Below are 21,192 nucleotides of genomic sequence, written 5' to 3'. Positions count from 1 at the left end.
TAACTGGCTCTACACTACGGGCCATCATGGATATCTCCACCCTTTCCCTGGCCCGCGCGCAATTCGTGGCCAGCCTGAGCTTCCTGGCGCTGTTCCTGGCCGTGGCCCTGGCGCTGGCTTGGGTTCTGCTGTTCTTCAAGATCCGCGCCCGCGTTTCGGGACGCAGCGGCTGGACCGCCGCCTATCGCTTCTGGGTCCGCATCTTCGCCCTGTCGTTCGTGCTCACGCTGGCCGCTTGCGTGCCGGTGCTGATCCAGCTGGGCAGCTTGTGGTCCGGGCTGATGGACAAGATCGGCAACGTCGCCGGCCCGCTGCTGGGCTACGGCATCCTGTCGGTCTTCATTCTCAAGTCCTGCTTCCTCGGCGTCATGCTGTTCGGCCAGCGCCGGGTGTCGGATGGCATCCATACCCTGGCGGTGCTGATGGTGGCGGTCGGCCAGCTGGTGGCGCTGTTCTGGGTGCTGGCGCTGCAATCCTGGATGCAGACGCCGGATGGCGCGGTGCTGGTCGATGGCCGCTACCAGGTCTACGACTGGGCCGCGGTGGTGCTCAACCCCTCCGTCGGCTGGCGCCTGGCGGGGGTGGTGGTGGGCGCGGCCCTGGCCGCCGCCTTCCTGATGATGGGCGTGACCGCGCTGCAAGCGCTGCGTCGTCCGCTTGGCGACGGCGAGCGTGCCACGTTCAAGACTGGCCTGGTCATCGCCGCGCTGGCCGCCGTGCTGCAATTGCCCGTGGCCGTCGGCGCCGGCCAGACAATGGCCAAGTACCAACCGGCCAAGGCTGCCGCCGCCGCTGGCTACTGGGAAAGCGGCAGCGAGCCGAACCTGGTGCTGTTCGGCTGGCCCGACGCCCGCGCCCACACCAACGTGGCGGACTGGACCCTGCGCAATGCCGGCGGCATGTGGCTGCACCGCAACGAGGACGGTACCTACCAGGGGCTGGACAAGTACTCGGGCATGCTGCCGCCGGTGGCGCTGACGTTCTGGTCGCTGCGGGTCGCCGCGGGGCTGGGCCTGCTGATGCTGGCCGTTTCCTGGGTCACCTTCCTGTGGACCTGGCGCCGCGGCATGGACGTCGCGGTGCTGCCGCCATGGTGGCAGCGCGTGCTGTGCGGCATGATGTTCTCGGGCGGCATCGCCGTGGTGGCCGGCTGGTGGGTTTCCGTGATCGGTCTGCAGCCCTTCGTCGTCAACGGCACGGTCACGCAATCCGAGGTGCTGGGCAGCGTGTCCTCCAGCACCGTGCTCTATGGCCTGGCCGGCTACGGCCTGTTGTACGCATTGCTGCTGGCGGCCTTCGCCGGCATGCTGTTCCACGCGGCCCGCTACGGCGTGGTGCCGGTGCGCAAACTGGGTGGAGGCACGCCATGATTGCCATGCTCGCGGCTTCGCAGGGGTTGAGCCCCGACGATCCCTCCTTCTGGATGCCGCTCGCGTTCATGGGCCTGCTGTTCATCGTCATCGCCGCGGGCGTGGTGCTGGACGGCTTCGACCTGGGCGTGGGGATCCTGCTGCAACTGGCGCCCGAGCAGGAGCGGGGGCGCATGATGAGCCTGCTGAGTCCCTGGCGCGATGCCAACGAGTTCTGGCTGCTGCTGGGCATGGGCCTGTTCGCCTCGGCCTTCCCGTTCGCGTGGGGCGCCGTGCTGGGCAAGCTGTACGGGCCGCTCACGTTCATGGTGCTGGGGGTGGTGCTGCGCAGTGTGGCGTTCGAATTCCGCATCCGCGCCCGCACCGAGGCCAAGCCGCGCTGGATTCTCGGCTTCTGGGCCGGCTCGCTGATAACCGCCTTCGGCCAGGGCATGCTGCTGGGGCGCATCGCCACCGGCTACCAATCCGATGCCGGCTACGGCTGGTTCGCGCTGTTCGTCGGCCTCTGCGCGGTGGCTGCCTATGTGCTGCTGGGCGCGTCCTGGCTGGTGATGCGGGTCGATGGCGACCTGCAACGCCGCGCCGCCAACTGGGCGCGCCACGCGATCCGTTGGACTGCCGTCGGCATGGTCGCCATTGCCGTCACGCTGGGCCTGGCCAACGCCGGTATCTTCTACAAGTGGAGCAACATCGCCCACCTGAGCCTCGCGGCCACCGTCTGGCTGCTGATGCTGGCGGGCTTTGTCGCCGCCGAAATGCTGCTGGCGCGCCTGCCTGGCCGCGCCGACCGCTTCAGCTGGCTGCCGTTCGTACTATGCGTGGCGCTGTTCCTGCTGATGCTGAGCGGCCTGGCCTACAGCCTGTTCCCCTACTTGATCCTGGACGACATGACGCTGTGGGACGGCGCCGGCGCGCTGGGCTCGATGCGGCTGGTGATGGCCGGCGCGGTGGTGGGGATCCCGGTGGTGCTGGTGTTCAATATCCTGGCCTACCGCTCGGTGTTCGGCAAGGAGCGCGCGCCCGTGCCGCTGTTGCCGCCGCCGTCGTCTTGACCGCTGCCGCGGGATACGCCGGCGGCCGGCAGCCGTGCCGGCGCGTCTTGGTCCCGCACCCCGGCGCGCGGATGCCGTCCGGCGCCCGGCGCTACAGCACCGGCCGCGCCACCCGCTGCAGGATTTCCTCGCCGTAGGCTTCCAGCTTGCGCGCGCCGACGCCACTGATGTGGCTGAGTGCGTCCATCGAGTCCGGCTGGGCCAGCGCGATCTCGCGCAGCGTGGCATCGTGGAAGATGACATAGGCCGGCACGCCGTGGCTCTTGGCCACTTCTCCGCGCCAGGCGCGCAGCGCCTCGAACACCGGCTGCAGTTCGGCGGGCAGGTCGATCGCCGCGGCCTTGGCGCGGCTGCCGCCGGTCTTGCCGGAGCGGGTCTTCTTTTCGGATTCGCGCCGCAGCATCAGTTGGCGCTCGCCCTTGAGCACGGCGCGGCTGCCTTCGGTCAGGGCCAGCGTGCCATAGCCTTCGTTGTCGACCGTCAGCAGGCCCTGCGCCAGCAGCTGCCGCAGCACGCCGCGCCAGGCCGTGTCGCTCAGGTCTTCGCCCACGCCAAACACGCTGAGGGTTTCGTGGCCATGCTGCCTGGTGCGTTCGGTGACCTTGCCGCGCAGGATGTCGATGATGTGGCCGGCGCCATAGCGCTGGCCGCGTTCCTTCCAGAGCCGGTACACCGCCGACAGCACTTTCTGCGCGGCCACCGTGCCGTCCCAGGCCTGGGGCGGGTCGAGGCAGACATCGCAATTGCCGCAGGCGCTGATGTGCTGGCCGAAATACGCCAGCAGCCGCACCCGCCGGCATTCCACGGTTTCGCACAGGCCCAACATGGCGTCCAACTGCTGGCCGAGGCGGCGGCGATACGCGTCGTCGCCGGGGGATTCGTCGATCATGCGGCGCTGCTGCACCACGTCTTGCAGGCCGTAGGCCAGCCAGGCAGTGGCGGGCAGGCCGTCGCGGCCGGCGCGGCCGGTCTCCTGGTAATAGCCCTCGACCGACTTGGGCAGGTCGATGTGGGCCACGAAGCGCACGTCGGGCTTGTCGATGCCCATGCCGAAGGCGATGGTGGCGACCATGACCACGCCGTCCTCGCGCAGGAAGCGCGCCTGGTTGGCGGCCCGCACCTGCGCGCTGAGCCCGGCGTGATAGGGCATGGCGTCGATGCCCTGGTTGCAGAGGAATTCGGCCGTTTCCTCGACCCGCGCCCGCGACAGGGCGTAGACCACGCCGGATTCGCCTTCGTGTTCGGTGCGGATCATGTCCAGCAACTGCTTGCGCACCTCGTTTTTTTCGACGATGCGGTAGCGGATGTTGGGGCGGTCGAAACTGGAAACGAAATGGTGCGCGTCGGTCAGCGACAGGCGCTGGGCAATTTCGGTGCGGGTCTCGGCGGTGGCGGTGGCGGTCAGCGCGATGCGCGGCACGTCGGGCCAGCGCTCGTGCAGCATCGACAGGCCCAGGTATTCCGGCCGGAAGTCGTGGCCCCATTGCGAGACGCAGTGGGCCTCGTCGATGGCGAACAGGGCGATGTTGCCGCGTTCCAGCAACTGCAGGCAGCGGTCGGTCAGCAGGCGCTCGGGCGCCACATACAGCAGGTCGAGCTCGCCGGCCAGGAAGGCCTGCTCGACGTCGCGGGCCACGCGCCATTCCTGGGTCGAATTCAGGAAGGCGGCGCGCACGCCGAGTTCGGTCAGCGCGTCGACCTGATCCTGCATCAGCGCGATCAGCGGCGACACGACGATGCCGGTGCCCGCGCGCACCAGCGACGGAATCTGGTAACAGAGCGACTTGCCGCCGCCGGTGGGCATCAGCACCAGCGCGTCGCCGCCGTCGATGACTTGCTGGACGATGGCTTGCTGGTCGCCGCGGAAGGATTCGTAACCGAAAACGCGCTGCAGGACACCTAGGGCGCGCGTGTCAGACATGGGGGTAGGCCGTGAGCATCATGGCGGGGATTTTAAGCCGCAAATCCGGCCGCCCGGGCGCGGCTGGACATTTCCGTCCGTCGGCCCGCCGATTCACCAGCTCAGCCACGTGCCGCGCATGAAGGCGTCCACCGGCATGCTGAGATTGGCGCGCCACTCGTAATGGCCCGAAATGATGTCGCGATCGGCCCCCACCGCCAGCTTGACCCGCGGCGCCACGAACATGCTGTGACTCAGGCCGAACCGCTGTTCGGCCTGCGCCGAGCCTTCGTGCAGCCCCGAATAGGTGCCGCTCAAAGTGCCCCAGCCGGTGATGGGCACCCCGGCCGAGAAGGTGTTGCGGGTTTGCGGCGCGCTGGCCACGCCGCCGGTATAGGTGGACAGGTCGCCGAAACCGGCGCCGATCTGTTCGTTGGTGTAGCCCAGATTGACCATATCGGCCACGTCGACGCGGTAGCCGAAGCGGTAGCGCCAGGCGTTGGTGGCATCGAACGAACTCTGGGTGGCGCCGGCCTGGAAGGTGCCGTAGTCGCCGGCGGAGTAGGTGGTGCCCAGGCCGCGGGTGGTCAGCGATGGCGCGCTCTGCATCTGGCCTTCCAGTGTCAGCACCGGCGTCAGCCCGTAGCGCACCGTGCCATTCCCGACCGAGGCGCCATAGTCGACCGCTCCCGAGGTGGCGGCCGGGTCCATGCGGTTGAGCCGTCCGAGCGACGACGAATAGCCGAACGCGCCCTCCGCCAGCGGTGCCGTGCTGCTTTGCAGGTTGGAGATCTGCAGCCCGCCGACCGGCGCGCTGCTGCCCCAGGCGGGCGCATTGGCGCTGATATTGCCCACCGCGAACGACGGCCCGCTGAGGTTGCGGTAGGTCCAGCTGCGGTCGCCGTCGTAGCGCAGGCCGTCCTGGCCGCTGACCGAGGCAAACCAGGGGCGGCTGGGGCGCGACACGCCGGAGATGACGACCACTGGCGGCCGGGGTATGTCCCCGCTTTCGAGGTCGAACGTATAGTCGGGCGTTTCGGCCGGGGCCGCGGCGATCTCGGCGGTGTCGCAGCCCAGCGGGCCGGCGGCGGCATCGCCGGACAGGGTCGGCCCTGTCCCCGGTATCACTTCGGCGTCGCTGCCGGCCACGCTGGTGTCCATGGCCGGCTCGCTCGTCTGCATTTCGCAGGGAGCCGGGTCCAGCGGCACCGCCCGCGAGGCCATCGAGGTGGCCGGCCGCACCGGCACCGGCTGCACTGGCGACAGCACGCCGATGCCGCGCGCGATGTAGGCTGGCACCGGCGCAGCGGATGTGGAGACGGCCGACGCGCTGCCGAACGCCGGCATCATAGGGCTGGCCAGTCCAGCCACGAATACCGTGTGCAGCAATAACCGTTTGCGCCAATGTGCAGGGGCGACCATAACCGACAGTGTAGAAAGGGGACGTTGCCGCCGCTGTAAACGATTTTTAGTAAACCCGACCAGCGTATGCGCGGGCAATGGGCGGTATTTTAGGGCCAGTCCGATTGCCGTGCCATGTCGGCGCCAATGGGCCGGCATCCGCGCCAAACATCGTGCAACAGGTATATTTCAGATGATTTCCCGGCTCTTGCCGCCGACGTCGGACGGCTCCACTATGGCATCCATGGACAATCCCCACACCAAGCTGCTGGTCGTCGACGACGACCCGGCCCTGCGGCAACTGCTGGCCGACTACCTGAACCGCCATGGCTACGACACGCTGCTGGCGCCGGACGCCAGCGACCTGCCGTCGCGCATCACCCGCTATGCCCCCGATCTGCTGGTGCTGGACCGCATGCTGCCGGGCGGCGACGGGGCCGATGCCTGTCGCCGCCTGCGCGAACAGGGCGAGGACATCCCCGTGATCCTGCTGACCGCCCGCGACGAGGCGGTGGATCGCATCATCGGCCTGGAGGCTGGCGCCGACGACTACGTCGGCAAGCCCTTCGATCCCCGCGAATTGCTGGCCCGCATCGAGGCCGTGCTGCGGCGCAAGCGCGGCCCCTCGGCGCTGACCAAGGACGCGCCGGTCACCTTCGGCCCGTTCCTGTTCGACCCCTCCACCCGCCAGCTCTCGCGCGACGGCACGGTGGTCAAGCTCACCGGCGGCGAAATCAACCTGCTCGAGGCGCTGGTGCGCAATGCCGGCAAGCCGCTGTCACGCGAACGCCTGCTGGCGCTGGCGCGTGACGACGACGCCGGCGAACGCAACGACCGCGCCATCGATATCGCCATCCTGCGCCTGCGCCGCGTCATCGAGGACGACCCCAAGCAACCCCGCTGGATCCAGACCGTCTGGGGCATCGGCTACCGGTTCTCGCCCTGATGCGCTTCTCCGCCAGTTCCCTGGTGCCGCGCTCGCTGCGGGCGCGGCTGATTCTCCTGATTCTCGGCTCGGTGCTGTTGACGCAGGCGGCGACGCTGGTGACCGTCTCGTACTTCCGCCACAAGTTCATGGAAGACGTGGCCATCGGCTACATCACCACCACCATCCGTACCCTGCGCGCGGCCGTGTCGCAGGTGCCGGCCGAGGACCGCGCCGATTTCGTGCGCGCCGCCTCGCAGAACCAGTGGCGGCTGTGGTCGCGGGTATTGCCGGCCGAAGCCAAGCTGCAACGTTTCAATGGCCGCCGTCCGCCGCCGCGCAATCTGCCGCGGCCGCCGCTGCCGAACGCGCAGATCCACGGGCCGCCTTTGCCGCCGGACATGCGCGGCGACGAGCGCGAGGTCGACGAGCAGGCGGCCGAGCGCGCGCGTCAGCGCGAACGTGAAGAATATGTGCGCCGCCACAAACCCGAGCCCGACGACATCCGCCGCGATCTGCGCGGGCTGGTGCAGCAGCTCAACGAGCGCCTGAACGACGGCACCCGCGTCGCGCTGTCGCATGGACCCACGCCGGAAATCTTCATTTCGCTGGCGCCCAACCCGGCCACCGAGGACGCGCCGCGCCTGCGCGAATGGCTGGTCATCCCGCTCGACCGTCTCGATCCGCCCGTGGCCACGCCGTTGGTCGCGGCCTGGCTCGGCGGCCTGGGCCTGTTGCTGTTGCTGGCGGTGGGCTTCTCGTGGCATATCACCCGGCCCATCACCCGCCTGGCCGACGCTGCCGATCGCCTGGCCGCCGGCCAGCCGCAGCGGGTCGAGCCCTCCGGTCCGCACGAAACCCGCGTGCTGGGCGAGCGCTTCAACGCCATGCTGGACGCGCTGGCCGAGTCCGATTCGGTCAGGCGCACGCTGTTGTCGGGTTTGCCGCACGACCTGAAGGGGCCGCTGTCGCGCATGTGGCTGCGCATCGAACTGGCCGACGATTCCGCCCTCAAGGAGGGGCTGCGCACCGACCTGCAGGACATGCAGCACATGGTCGACCAGTTCATCGGTTTCGTGCGCGGCACCGATCCGGCGGCCTACCGCTACGCCTCGATGGCGCTGCCCGACTGGCTCACCGAGCGCGTCAATGCCTGGCGTGGCGCGGGCACCGACATCCAGCTCAAGACCTACGACGGCGATGATGCGCTGGTGGTGCAGGGCGATGCCGTCGCCCTGGGCCGGCTGCTCGACAACCTGATCGGCAACGCCCTGAACCACGGCGCGCCCCCGGTCGATGTCAGCCTGCGCCGCGAAGGCCGCGATGCGGTGCTGGACGTGGCCGACCATGGCCCGGGCATCGCGCCGGAACGCCGCCAGGAGGCATTGCGGCCGTTCAGCCGCCTGGACGCTGCCCGTACCCGCACCGGCAGCGTCGGCCTGGGACTGGCGCTGGCCGAGGCCATCGCCCGCGCCCACGGCGGCTCGCTGGAACTGCTGCAGGCCGGGTCGGGCGGGTTGTGCGTGCGGGTCAAGCTGCCGGTCGCGGACGGCGGCTGATCCGGCCCGGGCGCGTTTTGCACCCGGCGCCGGCGCCGCGTGCGGCGGTTACGGTACGATGCAGCATCCCGCTCAGCATTCTGTTGTTTCCGCACCATGGCCATCCAGTCCGATTCGCTTTCCTCTCGTCCCGACGCGCCCCGCATCGTGGCGCCGCAGCCGGCGTCGCCCAACGAGGAGTCGATCGAACGCGCCCTGCGTCCCAAGGCGTTGCAGGAGTATGTCGGCCAGCAGCGTGCGCGCGAACAGCTCGAGATCTTCATCGCCGCCGCCCGCAAGCGCGGCGAGGCGCTGGACCACGTGCTGCTGTTCGGCCCGCCGGGCCTGGGCAAGACCACGCTGGCCCACATCATCGCGCACGAAATGGGCGTGCAGCTGCGCCAGACCTCCGGCCCCGTGCTCGAACGTCCCGGCGACCTGGCCGCGCTGCTGACCAACCTGGAAAAGAACGACGTCCTGTTCATCGACGAAATCCACCGCCTGTCTCCCGTGGTCGAGGAAATCCTCTATCCGGCGCTGGAGGATTTCCAGATCGACATCCTGATCGGCGAAGGCCCGGCCGCGCGCAGCGTCAAGCTCGACCTGCAGCCGTTCACGCTGGTCGGCGCCACCACCCGCGCCGGCATGCTCACCAACCCGCTGCGCGACCGTTTCGGTATCGTTTCGCGGCTGGAGTTCTACAACGCCGACGACCTCGGCCGCATCGTCACCCGCAGCGCCGGCCTGCTCAATGCCATCATCACGCCGGATGGCGCCGCCGAGGTGGCGCGCCGCGCCCGCGGCACGCCGCGCATCGCCAACCGCCTGCTGCGGCGCGTGCGAGACTACGCCGAGGTCAAGGCGGGCGGCACGATCGACGCCGATGTCGCCGGCCGCGCCCTGGCCATGCTCGAGGTCGATCCGCAAGGCCTGGACCTGATGGACCGCAAGCTGCTCGAGGCCATCATCCACAAGTTCGACGGCGGCCCCGTGGGCGTCGACAGCCTGGCCGCCGCCATCGGCGAAGAACGCGACACCATCGAGGACGTGATCGAGCCCTACCTGATCCAGCATGGCTATCTGCAGCGCACGCCGCGCGGCCGCACCGCCACCCTGAGCACCTGGCGCCACCTGGGCTTGACCCCGCCCGCGGGCTCAGCCAGCGGCAGCGGCGAGCTGTTCGGCAAGTAAATCGCTCGGGCATCCCGGGGCAGCGGCGCCGGCGGGTTTATGATCCGGAGGTTTCGTTTCCGACTTTCTCCGCGATCCAAGGACTGCTTCCATGCTGCCCGAACTACCTTCATTCGACGACGTCGCGCGCGCCAGCGAGCGCCTGGCCGGCCATGCGCATCGCACGCCGGTGCTGACCTCGACCACCGCCGACGCCATCGCCGGCGCCTCGCTGTTCTTCAAGTGCGAGAACTTCCAGCGCATGGGCGCGTTCAAGTTCCGCGGCGGCTTCAACGCCATCGCGCGCCTGACCCCTGAGCAGCGTGCCGCCGGCGTGGTCACGTTTTCGTCGGGCAACCATGCGCAGGCGATTGCGCTGGCCTCCAAGCTGCAGGGCGTGCAGGCCACCATCATCATGCCGCTGGATGCGCCCGCGGCCAAGCGTGCCGCCACCGAGGGCTACGGCGGCCGGATCGTCACCTACGACCGCTACACCGAAGATCGCGAGGAAATCGCCCGCCGCATTCAGGCCGAGACCGGCGCCACGCTGATTCCGCCGTACGACCACGAGGACGTGATCGCGGGGCAGGGCACCGCGGCCAAGGAGCTGTTCGAGGACGTCGGCGAATTGGATTACCTGTTCGTGTGCCTGGGCGGCGGCGGGCTGTTGTCGGGCTCGGCGCTGTCGGCGTTCGCGCTCAGTCCGCGCTGCCTGGTCTATGGCGTCGAGCCGGAAGCCGGCAACGACGGCCAGCAATCGCTGCGCAAGGGCGAGATCGTCCGCATCCAGGCGCCCAAGACCCTGGCCGATGGCGCCGCCACCACCCATCTGGGCCATCTGACCTTCCCCCTCATCCAGAAGTACGTGCGCGACATCGTCACGGTGACGGATGAGCAGTTGGTCTCGACCATGAAATTCTTCGCCGAGCGCATGAAGATGGTGGTGGAACCCACCGGCTGCCTGGCGGCCGCGGCCGTGCTGCAGGGGGTGGTGCCGGTGCGCGGCGCGCGCGTGGGCGTCATCATCAGCGGCGGCAACGTCGACCTTCCGGCCTACGGCAAGTTGCTGGCGGGCTGACCCGGCCAGGCCGGAGCGCCGGCGGGATATCGTCCGGCGCTTTGGCCGCGCGCTTGCGGATGCGGCCGGTGCAAGGCAGAATCGGGCCTGAATCCTGAAGAACAGGGGCTGCTACATGCGTATCCTTGTCATCGGCGGCACCGGCTTCATCGGCCGTCATCTCATCGCCCGGCTGTCGGGCGGGCAGCACCAGATCCTGGTGCCCACCCGCCGCTACGGCCAGGGGCGCGAACTCCAGATCCTGCCCACCGTCACGTTGGTCGACAGCGACGTGCATGACGACGACGCGCTCGATCGCCTCGTGCGCGGCTGCGACGCCGTGGTCAACCTGGTCGGCATCCTGCACGGCAATGCCGGCCGACCCTATGGTTCCGATTTCGCGAAGGCGCACGTGCACCTGCCGCAACGCATCGCGCGCGCCTGCCGCCGCCAGGGCGTGCGCCGGCTGCTGCATGTCAGCGCGCTGGGGGCGGATTCCAGCGGCGCCAGCATGTACCAACGTTCCAAGGGCGATGGCGAGGCCGCCATCAAGCAGGAACTGGCCGGCTGGCGTGAAGGCGGCTGGACCCTCTTCCGCCCGTCGGTGGTGTTCGGGCCTGATGACAATTTCACCAACCTGTTCGCGCGTCTGGCGCGCTGGCTGCCGGTGCTGCCGCTGGCCGGCGCGAATGCGCGCATGCAGCCGGTGTATGTGGGCGACGTGGTGGCGGCGATGCTGGCGGCGCTGGGCGATACGCATACCTGCGGCAAGACTTACGAGCTGGGCGGGCCGCAGGTCTACACCCTGGGCGAGATCGCGCGCCTGTGCGCGGCCTGGAGTGGCCATCCGCGGCCCGTGGTGGGCATGCCGATGGGCGTGGGCCGCATGCAGGCCTTGCTGTTCGAATGCCTGCCGGGCGAACCGCTGATGTCGCGCGACAATCTCGATTCCCTGCGCAGCGACAACGTCTGCGGCGCGCCGATGGCGCCCGAATTGAACGTGGTGCCGACCGGCCTGGAGGCCGTGGCGCCCGGTTACCTGGCGCCGGCGCGATAGGGGCGCGGTCCGGGCGCGCCGCTCAGCGCACCAGCGCCTTCAAGGCCTGCTTGATGCCGTCCGACACGCCGACGCCTTCCGGCAGCGTCTTCAGGGCCGACAACGATTCCTTCTCGGAGTACCCCAGCGCCAGCAGCGCATTCAGGATGTCGGACTGGTTGTCCTGCACCGCGTGCGCGCTGGCGCCGATGTCCGCGCCCAGCTTGCCGCGCATTTCCAGCAGCAGACGTTCGGCGGTCTTCTTGCCGATGCCCGGCACGCGCGTCAGGCGGCCCGATTCCTGCAGCGTGATGGCCTGGGCCAGATCGGCCACCGACAGGCCCGACAGGACCGATAGCGCGGTGCGAGCGCCGATGCCGCTGACCTTGATCAGCTCGCGGAAGGCGCTGCGTTCGCCGGCGGTGGCGAAGCCATAGAGGATGTGGGCGTCTTCGCGCACCGTCAGGTGCGTATACAAGGTGACGCGCGCGCCGGTTTCCGGCAGCGAATACAGCGTGCTCATGGGCACGTCGATGTCATAGCCCAGACCGTTGACGTCCACGCACACAGTGGGCGGCAGTTTCTCGATCAGGGTTCCGGTGATGCGTCCGATCATGGTGGCAGTGGCCTGGCAAAAGAGGGGCCGCGTCAGTCGCGGCGGATGCGGGGATTCTATACGGGTCCGCGCGCCGGGGGGCGGGCCCGCCTCAGCCGAGCAGGCGGCCGTTGCGCATGCGGGTTCTGCCGCCCAGGCTCAGGCGGGTGCCCAGTTGCGTCAGCTTGTCCTGCAAGGGGCCGACGTGGGCGTGGCAGATGGCACAGGCCAGGGCGTCGGCCGAGTCGGGGGCGGGCGTGCCGTCCAGCGCCAGCAGGTGCTGCACCATCATCTGCACCTGCTCCTTGGCGGCGCGGCCGGTGCCCACCACCGCCTTCTTGATCTGCAGCGCGGTGTACTCATGCACCGCCAGCGAACTGTCGGCCAGCGCGCAAAGCGCCGCGCCGCGCGCCTGGCCCAGCAGCAGGGTGGAGGCCGGATTGGTGTTCAGGAAGACGATTTCCAGCGCGGCCACGTCGGGTTGCGTGTCGCGCGCCACCTGGCGCAGATTGTCCAGGATGACCTTGAGGCGTTCGGACAGCGTCAGCGCCGGCGGCACCACGATGGTGCCGCTGGCGACGTAACGCAGGCGCGGGCCGTCGGCATCGATCACACCGAAGCCGGTGCGGCGCAAGCCGGGATCGATGCCGAGGACGCGCATCAGTGGCGGAAGTGGCGGGTGCTGGTCAGCACCATGGCGATGCCGTGCTCGTCGGCCGCGGCGATGACTTCGTCATCGCGCACGCTGCCGCCGGGCTGGATCACGCAGGTCGCACCCGCGGCCACCACCACGTCCAGGCCGTCGCGGAACGGGAAGAAGGCGTCCGAGGCCACCGCCGAGCCCTTCAGCGTCAAGCCGGCGTTCTCGGCCTTGATCGAGGCGATGCGGGCCGAGTCGATGCGGCTCATCTGGCCGGCGCCCACGCCCAGCGTCATGCCGCCGCCGACGAACACGATGGCGTTGGACTTGACGTACTTGGCGACCTTCCAGGCGAACGCCAGGTCGTTCATTTCCTGCTCGGTGGGCTGGCGCTTGGTGACCACTTTCAGGGCGTCGCGCGGCACGTTGTAGGCATCCGGCGTCTGCACCAGCCAGCCGCCGCCGACGCGCTTGACGTCGAAGGCGTTCTGGCCCGTGCCCATCGGCACTTCCAGCACGCGCACGTTCTTCTTGGCGGCCAGGATGGCGAGCGCCGCGCCGTCATAGGCGGGCGCCAGCAGCACTTCCAGGAACTGGGCGCTGACCGCTTCGGCAGTGGCGGCGTCGACCGGGCGGTTGAAGGCGATGATGCCGCCGAAGGCCGAGGTCGGGTCGGTCTTGAAGGCCTGCTGGTAGGCGCCCAGGGTGTCGGCCGCCACGGCCACGCCGCAGGGGTTGGCGTGCTTGACGATGACGCAGGCGGGCGCCTCGAAGCTGCGCGCGCATTCCCAGGCGGCATCGGCGTCGGCGATGTTGTTGTACGACAGTTCCTTGCCCTGCAACTGGCGGTAGTTGCCCAGCAGGCCGGCGGGACGTTGCGCGTCGACGTAGAACGCCGCATTCTGGTGCGGGTTCTCGCCATAGCGCAGCGCTTGCTGTTGCTTGACCTGCAGGGTCAGCGTGCCGGGCCATTCCTGGCGGGCCGGCACGGCATCCTGCGCCGGCTCGGCCTCGGTCAGGCTGGTCAGGTAGGCGGCGATGGCGCCATCGTAGGCGGCGGTGTGGGCGTAGACCTTGGCGGCCAGCGCCAGGCGCAGGCCGTAGGAGGTGGCGCCGCCCTGGTCCATTTCGGACAGTACGCGCGAATAGTCGGCCGGGTCGATCACCACCGTCACGCCACCGGCCTCGGTGCCGTGGTTCTTGGCGGCGGCGCGCAGCATGGCCGGGCCGCCGATGTCGATGTTCTCGACCGCGTCGGCGAACGTGCAATCGGGCTTGGCCACGGTTTCGCGGAACGGATACAGGTTGACCACCAGCATGTCGATGCGATCGATGCCGGCCGCCTTGATGGTGTCCATGTGCTCGGCGCTGTCGCGGCGGGCCAGCAGGCCGCCGTGGATCTTCGGGTGCAGCGTCTTGACGCGGCCGTCCAGGATCTCGGGCGAGCCGGTATGGGCGGCCACTTCGGTGACGGTCAGGCCGGCGTCGGCCAGCAGGCGGGCGGTGCCGCCGGTCGACAGCAGGCGTACGCCACGCGCGGCCAGGGCGCGGGCAAATTCAACGATGCCGGTCTTGTCGGACACCGAAAGCAGGGCGGTTTCGATTTTCATGGTGAGGGACGGGAGTGGGGCGCGTACGCCTGTCTCGCTTCAGGTCGGGATGGGAAATCGGTGAAGCGGGCGCGCCTGCCGGCCCGCCCGCGCGGCAATGCTCTATACCTGGATGTTGTGGGCCAGCAGCTTCTTGCGCAGGGTGTTGCGGGTGATGCCCAGCATTTCGGATGCCCGCGACTGATTGCCGCCAGACCGTTCCAACGCCACTTCAAGCACCGGGCGCTCCACGCAGCGCATCACCATGTCCCACATGTCGTGGGGCTCGGATTCACCCAGGTCTTCGAAATAGCGCTCCAGGCTGGCGCGCACGCATTCTTCCAGGACATCTTTCTTGCTCATCGGAGTACAGATATTTTTATGTTGGTGTTGAGGCGGTTATGCCGCCAGCAGGGCTTTCGCGACCGGCGCCGGGTTGGGGTTGCCGTCACGGGAAAGATTGAGGAACCATTCCGACACCGCCCGCCACTGGTCGCGGGTGTTGTCGATGAGGTTCATGCGGTCGCGGAACGAGTCCGCGCCCGGCAGGCCGTCCAGATACCACCCTATGTGCTTGCGCGCCGTGCGTACGCCGGTGTGTTCGCCATAGAAGCGGTAGTGGTCGTCGAGATGTTCGAGCAGCAGTTCGCGCATTTCCCCATAGCTGGGAGGGGCCAGTATTTCGCCCGTGCGCAGATAGTGATCAACTTCGCGGAAGATCCAGGGCCGCCCTTGGGCTGCCCGGCCGATCATGACCGCGTCGGCGCCAGTGTAATCCAGGACGCGCCTGGCCTTTTCGGGCGAGTCGATATCGCCATTGGCGATCAGCGGGATTTTCAGCTCGGCGCGGACGGCGCGGATAGTGTCATATTCCGCCTCGCCCGTATAGAGGTCGGCGCGCGTGCGTCCATGCAGTGTGAGCGCGGCGATGCCGGCGTTTTCGGCCAGCCTGGCCACGCGCAGGGCGTTGCGGCTGTCGCGGTCCCAGCCGGTGCGGGTCTTGAGCGTGACCGGCACGCCCAGCGGCGCGCAGGCCTCGACCACGGCCTCCAGGATGCGGGCGATCAGGTCCTCGTGGCGCAGCAGGGCCGAGCCCGAGGCGACGTTGCAGACCTTTTTTACCGGGCAGCCCATGTTGATGTCGATGATGCGCGCGCCCTTGTTGGCGTTGAACACGGCGGCCTCGGCCATCATGGCCGGGTCGGCCCCGGCGATCTGCACCGATATGGGGGCGATCTCGCCATCGTGATTCAGGCGGCGCGAGGTCTTGACGCTATCCCACAGCCTGGGGTTGCTGGCGGCCATTTCCGAGACGGCATAACCCGCCCCCAGTTTCTTGCAGAGCTGACGGAAAGGGCGGTCCGTCACGCCCGCCATGGGCGCGACCAGAACGTTGTTGGGAAGAGTCCACGGGCCGATGCGCATGCTCACATTTTAACCGGCTCGATCGAACCCTCTTTTTTGTCCCGCAACCGCTTGGTAACAGCCGGACGAAAAAGGGCAGGATCAGACCCGGAAACCCTGTAGCAGATGGCGCGCCAGCGGCGCCCGCAGTGGCGCGGCCAGGTCCAGGCCCAGCAGGGCCAGGCCGCAGGCATGCTCGACCGGCGCCAGGCCGGTGGCGAAGATGCGCGGCATCAGGTCGGTGACACTGGCGGTGATGAGCCGGTCCACCTGGCGCGCGCGGGCGAAATCGCGCAGCGCCTGGGCCGGAGTGGCGTTCGGCTGCGCCAGCCAGCCGCCTAGAGACTGGGCCAGCCGGGCGGCATCGCGCAGTCCCAGGTTGAGCCCCTGGCCGGCCACCGGGTGCAGCGTCTGCGCCGCATTGCCGATCACGGCTACGCGGCCTTGCACCAGGCCGCGGCGCGCGTTCAGCGCCAGCGGGAAGACGTGGCGCGGCGCCTGGCACGTCAGGCGGCCGAGACGATCGCCAAAGGCCGCGCTCAGGGCCTGCGAGAAGGCGAGATTGTCCAGCGCCGCCAGTTCGGCCGCGCGCTCGGGCGCGCTGCACCAGACCACTGAATAAGCGTCCGGGGTCTGCGGGTGCGGCAGCAGCGCCAGCGGCCCCTCGGCGGTGAAGCGCTCCCAGGCCCAGCCGCGGCGCGGCAGGCTGGCGTGGGCGGTGGTCAGCAGGGCGTGCTGGCCGTAGTCGCGGCGCACGTCGCCGCCGCCGGCGCCATCGGACTGCACCGCGATCCGGCAACTCAGCGCGGTCTCGCCCTGGCTGATGCGCACGCCGTCGGCATCCTGGCCATCGACCACGGCCGGCGGCCCGGACAGCAGCGTGACACCGCTGGCGGCTACGCATTCCTCCAGCCTGGCGTGCAGCGCCGAGTAGGCGACCACGCAGCCCAGCTGCGGTACGTCGAAATCGGTGTTGCGGATCACGCTGCGGCCGAGTCGGCCGCGCTGCGAGACGTGGATGTTGAGGATGTCCGCCGACCTGGCCGGCCAGGCATGCAACGATTCGAGCAGCACGCGGCTGCCATGGTTCATGGCCAGCACGCGCGGGTCGGTGGCGGGCACGGCGGCGGGCGCAGCCGCCGCGCCCTGCAGCAGGGCAATGCGGGACGGGTCCGGCGCCACGCGCGCCAGCATCAACGCCAGGACACGCCCCACGGGGCCGGCGCCGAGAATCGCAATGTCGAAGGCGGAGAGAGTCATGCCGGGATTTTACCTGTCCACTACAATCCGGTTCTGCCGGCGCGGCTTGGCGCCCGGGACCCATTACCGGTTGATCGATATGACGCAGCTTGAGGCTTCTTCTTCGCTGTCCGCCACCGTCGCGCGCCGCCCTCGCGGCAAGGTCGCCGTCGGCCTGCTGGCCTGTCTGTTCGGCTGGCTCGGCGCGCACTGGTGGTACCTGGGGCGGCGCCATGCCTGGCTGGTGACGACGCTGGCGCTGCTCAGTCTGTTCTGCGCGCTGCGCTACTACCCCGTCTGGTACGACAACCCGGCCTTCTTCCTCTTGTTCATTCCCATGATCGACGGTTTCATCGAGAGCGCGGTGTTCTCGCTGATGCCGGACGAGAAATTCGACCGGCGCTACAACCCCGGGCTACCGCCATCCCCGAAGACCGGCTGGGGGCCGGTGCTGGTCGCCATCCTGGCCTGCCTGGTCGGCGCCACCGTGTCCATGTTCGCCATCGCGATGGTGGTGGTCTATGTGTGGGTGGCGATGGGCTGGCTGGATGGGCTGGCGCTGTAGGCCGGGGTCGGGCCGGCGGGAGGCGCGCCGCGCCCGGCAAGCGGCGCGGCCCCGCGTGCCGATGGGTTATTCGCGCATCAGCGCCTCGATTTCGCCGGCCTGCACCGGCACGCCGCGGGTAATCAGCTCGCAACCCTCGTCCGTCACCAGCGCATCGTCCTCGGTGCGGATGCCGATGTTCCAATAGGCCTCGGGCACGTCATCGGCCGGGCGGACATAGATGCCCGGCTCGATCGTCAGCATCATGCCGGTTTCCAGCTTGCGCCAGGGGCGCTCGGCGCCTGGCGCCGCGCCCGGCTGGCGGTAGTCGCCCACGTCATGCACGTCCAGCCCCAGCCAGTGGCCCGTGCGGTGCATATAGAAGCGGCTGTAGTCGCCCGACTCGATCACCCCGTCCAGCGACCCTTTGAGCAGTTTCAGGTCGAGCATGCCCTGCGCCAGCACGCGGACCGCGGCCTCGTGGCCGTCGTTCCAGCCGCGGCCCGGCGCGGTGGCCTGGGCCGCGGCCTCCTGGGCCGCCACCGTCAGGTCGTACAGGGCGCGCTGGGGGCCGCTGTAGCGGCCATTCACCGGGAAGGTGCGGGTGATGTCGCTGGCGTAGCTGTCGACTTCGCAGCCGGCGTCAATCAACACCAGGTCGCCGTCGCGCAGCACCGCTTCGCCGGCAGGGTAGTGCAGCACGCAGGCATTGGCGCCGGCCGCGACGATGCTGTTGTAGGCCACCGCCTGGGCGCCGTGGCGGCGGAACTCATACAGCAGTTCCGCTTCCAGTTCGTATTCGCGCATGCCCGCGCGAGTGGCCCGCATGGCGCGCGCGTGGGCGCCAGCGGAGATCTTGGCGGCGCGCCGCATCGCGGCGATTTCGCTGGCGTCCTTGATCAGCCGCATCTCGGCCAGGATCGGGCGGATGTCCAGTTGCCGCGCGGGCGGCTGGTGGCCGCCGCGGCTGGCTTCGCGCGCCGCCGCCAGCCAGCGGTGCAGCCGGCCGTCGCTGCGCTTGTCGCCCGCCAGCGGCGCATACAGGGTCGGCTGGTCCAGCAGCAGCTTGGGCACCAGTTCGTCCAGCGCGTCCAGAGGATGCGCGTCGTCGAAGCCGAAGTGCTCGGCCGCCGCTTCCGGGCCGAAGCGCCGGCCTTCCCAGATCTCGTGCTCGATATGGCGAGGCCGGCAGAACAGCAGGGCGCGGTCGGTGGCCCCGGCGATCAGCACCAGCCAGGCGCCGGGTTCGGTGAAACCAGTGAGGTAGAAGAAGTCGCTGTCGTGCCGGTAGGGGTATTCGGCGTCACGGTTGCGGATGGCTTCGGGCGCGGTGGCCAGGACGGCGATGCCGCCGCCGTCGGCGCGCATCCGCGCCATCAGGCGCTGGCGGCGGGCGGCAAAAGGGGCGATATCGGTGGGAGGCAGGCTCATGGGCAAGGGGGGCGCAAGGCCCGGCGGGAAGCTGTGGTGCCACTTACTTTACTCGCCGTGCCGCCGATGCGACAGCCCGCGCGCATTCCCCCACCCGACACATGGATTCACTGGACTGTCACCGATGGACTGCTACAATCGCGGCTCTGTCATTGGGGAGTAGCCATCCTTTGTCCCCAAAGGAGTTAGCGTCAACAGACTTGGTGGTTCGGTACCGCGCAGCGGTCGCCAGAACGCCATGGCGCTAACGGTCTCCATGCCGCGGTCCGCCCGCGCATGGATCAGCCAGGCGAGACCTTTGGCCGCGTAGCGTTCACCCTGGCCGGGCGAGCCGCTGCGTCGCGCCAATTGGTTTCTGCTCGTCCGGCTCGTCCCCATGTTGCTTACCCTGTTCCTGTTTTTCCTGTCCGCGGCAGTGATCTATCTCGCCTGCGAATTCTTCGTCAATGGCGTCGAATGGGTCGGACACCGCTTCCAGCTCGGCGCCACCGCGACCGGCACCGTGCTGGCCGCATTCGGCACCGCCCTGCCCGAAAGCGCCGTGACCTTCATGGCGGTGGTGTTCGGCGATACGCCCGAACAGAAGGACATCGGCGTCGGCGCCGCCATGGGCGGCCCGCTGGTGCTGGCGACACTGGCCTACGCGGTGGTCGGTTTCGCCCTGTGGCGCGCCCGTCGCGGCCAGCCTGCCCAGGCCAACTGTATCAACGCGGACCAGCGCCGGCTGGCCCGCGACCAGGCCTGGTTCATGGGCATCTTCGTCTTCAAGGTCGGCCTGGGCCTGCTGGCCTTCGCCTGGAAGCCGTGGCTCGGCATCCTGTTCCTGGCCACCTACGGCCTGTACGTCAAGCGCGAGCTGAGCAATGACGAGGAATGCCTGGACTGCGAGGACCTGGAGCCGCTCAAGCTGCGTCCCCGCGACGACAATCCCTCGATGTTCTGGGCCGTGACCCAGACGCTGCTGGCGCTGATCGTGATCGCCGGCGCGTCGCACGTGTTCGTCAACCAGATCGAACTGCTGGGCATCGCCATGGGCGCCTCGCCGCACGTGGCCGCGCTGCTGCTGGCGCCCGTTGCCACGGAACTGCCGGAGATCATGAACGCGCTGATCTGGGTGCGCCAGGGCAAGGAACGCCTGGCGCTGGCCAATATCTCGGGCGCCATGATGATTCAGGCCACCATCCCCAGCGCCCTCGGCATCTTCCTGACCCCCTGGCTGCTCGACGGCCCGCTGCTGGCCGCGGGCTTGTTCACCATGCTGTCCATCGGCCTGTTGTGGCTGCGCTTCCGCCGTGCCGGCATGAGCGTGCCGGCGTTGTCGGCGGCGGGCGGCTTCTACGCGCTGTTCGCGGCCTACTTGGGTTGGCATTTCTACGCGTGACGGCATGACGGCGCGAGGCCTCGCGCCGGGTTGCACAAAAAGCAATTTTTGTGCCGGAAAACCTTGTCCATCAGTGGAAACCCGCGTAAAATCGTGCCCGTTATCCATCCCAGGAGCAGTCTTCGTGAATACCGATTCCGGCGAAAGTAGTCGATCTTGTATCGACGCCGCTGTTTGACAGGTCCACGCAGAACTCCGTCTGCCGCAGCCTGTTGAGCAGGTTGCGGTTTTATCCCAGGTCCGGGGCCTTATGCCCGGCGACAGCGCAAGCCAACGGCTTGCGGGGATGCTCCCCAACATAATCCGCCAGAACCGCCGCCAGTCGCAGCGCTTGTGGTCGTGCACGTCTCTTCCGTGCGCGTCAGGCGCGGTGGACTTGCGTGCGCGCGTATACGCGAAAGCCGCTCCCCATTCGCAATGGAGGTCGCTATGCGTTTCTTCGACTTGTTCCTGCGCCGCGCCGGCGTCGACCGTGCCACCGCCTTGGGCCGCCGCCGCGGCACGTCGCGCCTGACGGTCATCTGCCCGCGTAATGAATTGGGCGCGCTGCGCAAGCAGATCTGCCTGGACTTCAGCGCCGCCGGGCTCGATGTTTCGCAAGTGCAGATCGACCAGGGGCGCGACCCCGGCATGGCGTCGGCCTGCATTACCGTGAATTGCCCGCCCGAGCTGCGTGGCGAACTGATGTCGCAAGCCCGTCGGCTGAGCGCCAACCCCGCCGTGCGCCATGTGCATTTCGGCGCGCAACCGCTGGCGGCCTGAATCCGCCCGTCATCCCAAGGAGAGACCATGCCCAGTGCCTTAGACCCCGAGCCTCGATTGCGCCCTGCGCGCGGTACCGGCCTGCCTGTCTGACCTGTCTCCTCCTTTGCGAGCCGACTGGCCGGACACTCACCCGGTCTAGTACGGAATCCGCAGCC

The 21,192-nt window shown here is 68.9% G+C and carries 19 protein-coding genes and 1 riboswitch; of the genes, 10 read left to right on the top strand and 9 right to left on the bottom strand.

From position 1 onward, the window contains the following. The first annotated feature begins 26 nt into the window (after nt 1-26). Both K2W61_RS03200 and K2W61_RS03195 read left to right on the top strand, forming a co-directional pair. Nucleotides 27-1,370, top strand: a complete 1,344-nt coding sequence (locus K2W61_RS03200) for a cytochrome ubiquinol oxidase subunit I (protein ID WP_175131228.1) — start codon at nt 27-29, stop codon at nt 1,368-1,370. Then, complete coding sequence (locus K2W61_RS03195; RefSeq protein WP_175131229.1) at nt 1,367-2,422, top strand: cytochrome d ubiquinol oxidase subunit II; 1,056 nt, start codon at nt 1,367-1,369, stop codon at nt 2,420-2,422. Before K2W61_RS03200 ends, K2W61_RS03195 begins: the two co-directional genes overlap by 4 nt. Before the next feature lie 91 nt (nt 2,423-2,513). On the opposite strand, the gene recQ is transcribed toward K2W61_RS03195, so the two are convergent. Together recQ and K2W61_RS03185 are read right to left on the bottom strand one after the other, a co-directional pair. After that, nucleotides 2,514-4,343: a DNA helicase RecQ gene (gene recQ, locus K2W61_RS03190; protein WP_175131230.1), complete on the bottom strand. Its 1,830-nt coding sequence runs from the start codon at nt 4,341-4,343 to the stop codon at nt 2,514-2,516. A gap of 93 nt (nt 4,344-4,436) precedes the next feature. Next, complete coding sequence (locus K2W61_RS03185; RefSeq protein WP_419761630.1) at nt 4,437-5,708, bottom strand: fimbria/pilus outer membrane usher protein; 1,272 nt, start codon at nt 5,706-5,708, stop codon at nt 4,437-4,439. A 259-nt stretch (nt 5,709-5,967) separates the two neighbouring features. Between K2W61_RS03185 and K2W61_RS03180 the strand changes: the two genes are divergently transcribed. The 5 genes from K2W61_RS03180 (at nt 5,968) to K2W61_RS03160 (ending at nt 11,470) form a co-directional block, all read left to right on the top strand. Continuing rightward, nucleotides 5,968-6,669, top strand: a complete 702-nt coding sequence (locus tag K2W61_RS03180) for a response regulator (protein WP_175131231.1) — start codon at nt 5,968-5,970, stop codon at nt 6,667-6,669. Continuing rightward, nucleotides 6,669-8,207, top strand: a complete 1,539-nt coding sequence (risK, locus tag K2W61_RS03175; protein WP_236755042.1) for a sensor histidine kinase RisK — start codon at nt 6,669-6,671, stop codon at nt 8,205-8,207. The genes K2W61_RS03180 and risK overlap by 1 nt, the downstream gene beginning before the upstream one ends. A gap of 96 nt (nt 8,208-8,303) precedes the next feature. Next, the gene (ruvB, locus tag K2W61_RS03170) at nt 8,304-9,377 is read left to right on the top strand and encodes a Holliday junction branch migration DNA helicase RuvB (protein ID WP_175131233.1); all 1,074 of its coding nucleotides are present in this window, start codon (nt 8,304-8,306) and stop codon (nt 9,375-9,377) included. Nucleotides 9,378-9,468: 91 nt separating this feature from the next. Then, the gene (locus K2W61_RS03165) at nt 9,469-10,434 is read left to right on the top strand and encodes a threo-3-hydroxy-L-aspartate ammonia-lyase (RefSeq protein WP_175131234.1); all 966 of its coding nucleotides are present in this window, start codon (nt 9,469-9,471) and stop codon (nt 10,432-10,434) included. Nucleotides 10,435-10,549: 115 nt separating this feature from the next. Then, nucleotides 10,550-11,470: a complex I NDUFA9 subunit family protein gene (locus K2W61_RS03160; RefSeq protein WP_236755041.1), complete on the top strand. Its 921-nt coding sequence runs from the start codon at nt 10,550-10,552 to the stop codon at nt 11,468-11,470. Nucleotides 11,471-11,492: 22 nt separating this feature from the next. On the opposite strand, the gene ruvA is transcribed toward K2W61_RS03160, so the two are convergent. From ruvA to K2W61_RS03130, 6 genes are all read right to left on the bottom strand, one after another. Then, complete coding sequence (gene ruvA, locus K2W61_RS03155; RefSeq protein WP_175131236.1) at nt 11,493-12,065, bottom strand: Holliday junction branch migration protein RuvA; 573 nt, start codon at nt 12,063-12,065, stop codon at nt 11,493-11,495. A gap of 91 nt (nt 12,066-12,156) precedes the next feature. Continuing rightward, on the bottom strand, nt 12,157-12,705 hold the full coding sequence (gene ruvC, locus K2W61_RS03150) for a crossover junction endodeoxyribonuclease RuvC (protein ID WP_175131237.1): 549 nt from the start codon (nt 12,703-12,705) through the stop codon (nt 12,157-12,159). Beyond that, nucleotides 12,705-14,294 (bottom strand): bifunctional phosphoribosylaminoimidazolecarboxamide formyltransferase/IMP cyclohydrolase, encoded by a 1,590-nt coding sequence (purH, locus tag K2W61_RS03145; protein WP_236755040.1) that lies wholly within the window; start codon nt 14,292-14,294, stop codon nt 12,705-12,707. Before purH ends, ruvC begins: the two co-directional genes overlap by 1 nt. A 102-nt stretch (nt 14,295-14,396) precedes the next feature. Then, on the bottom strand, nt 14,397-14,636 hold the full coding sequence (locus tag K2W61_RS03140) for a helix-turn-helix domain-containing protein (RefSeq protein WP_006217670.1): 240 nt from the start codon (nt 14,634-14,636) through the stop codon (nt 14,397-14,399). Between the two features lie 36 nt (nt 14,637-14,672). Next, complete coding sequence (gene dusB / locus K2W61_RS03135) at nt 14,673-15,698, bottom strand: tRNA dihydrouridine synthase DusB (RefSeq protein WP_175131399.1); 1,026 nt, start codon at nt 15,696-15,698, stop codon at nt 14,673-14,675. A gap of 81 nt (nt 15,699-15,779) precedes the next feature. Then, nucleotides 15,780-16,937, bottom strand: a complete 1,158-nt coding sequence (locus tag K2W61_RS03130) for a UbiH/UbiF/VisC/COQ6 family ubiquinone biosynthesis hydroxylase (RefSeq protein ID WP_236755039.1) — start codon at nt 16,935-16,937, stop codon at nt 15,780-15,782. A 79-nt stretch (nt 16,938-17,016) separates the two neighbouring features. Here K2W61_RS03130 and K2W61_RS03125 point away from each other — a divergent pair, with 79 nt between their 5' ends. Continuing rightward, nucleotides 17,017-17,481, top strand: a complete 465-nt coding sequence (locus K2W61_RS03125) for a TM2 domain-containing protein (protein ID WP_175131240.1) — start codon at nt 17,017-17,019, stop codon at nt 17,479-17,481. A 66-nt stretch (nt 17,482-17,547) separates the two neighbouring features. On the opposite strand, the gene K2W61_RS03120 is transcribed toward K2W61_RS03125, so the two are convergent. Next, nucleotides 17,548-18,891, bottom strand: a complete 1,344-nt coding sequence (locus K2W61_RS03120) for an aminopeptidase P N-terminal domain-containing protein (RefSeq protein ID WP_175131241.1) — start codon at nt 18,889-18,891, stop codon at nt 17,548-17,550. Between the two features lie 135 nt (nt 18,892-19,026). After that, nucleotides 19,027-19,189, top strand: a riboswitch (yybP-ykoY riboswitch). A gap of 78 nt (nt 19,190-19,267) precedes the next feature. Between K2W61_RS03120 and K2W61_RS03115 the strand changes: the two genes are divergently transcribed. Beyond that, nucleotides 19,268-20,272, top strand: coding sequence for a sodium:calcium antiporter (locus K2W61_RS03115; protein ID WP_175131242.1), 1,005 nt, complete (start codon nt 19,268-19,270; stop codon nt 20,270-20,272). A gap of 429 nt (nt 20,273-20,701) precedes the next feature. Beyond that, nucleotides 20,702-21,034 (top strand): hypothetical protein, encoded by a 333-nt coding sequence (locus K2W61_RS03110; protein ID WP_175131243.1) that lies wholly within the window; start codon nt 20,702-20,704, stop codon nt 21,032-21,034. Nucleotides 21,035-21,192 lie beyond the last annotated feature (158 nt).

It is taken from the genome of Achromobacter pulmonis, from assembly GCF_021733725.1.
Taxonomy (GTDB): Bacteria; Pseudomonadota; Gammaproteobacteria; order Burkholderiales; family Burkholderiaceae_B; genus Achromobacter; species Achromobacter pulmonis.
Note: the sequence above shows the minus strand (reverse complement) of the source record. Positions and strands in the feature narration are given on the sequence as shown.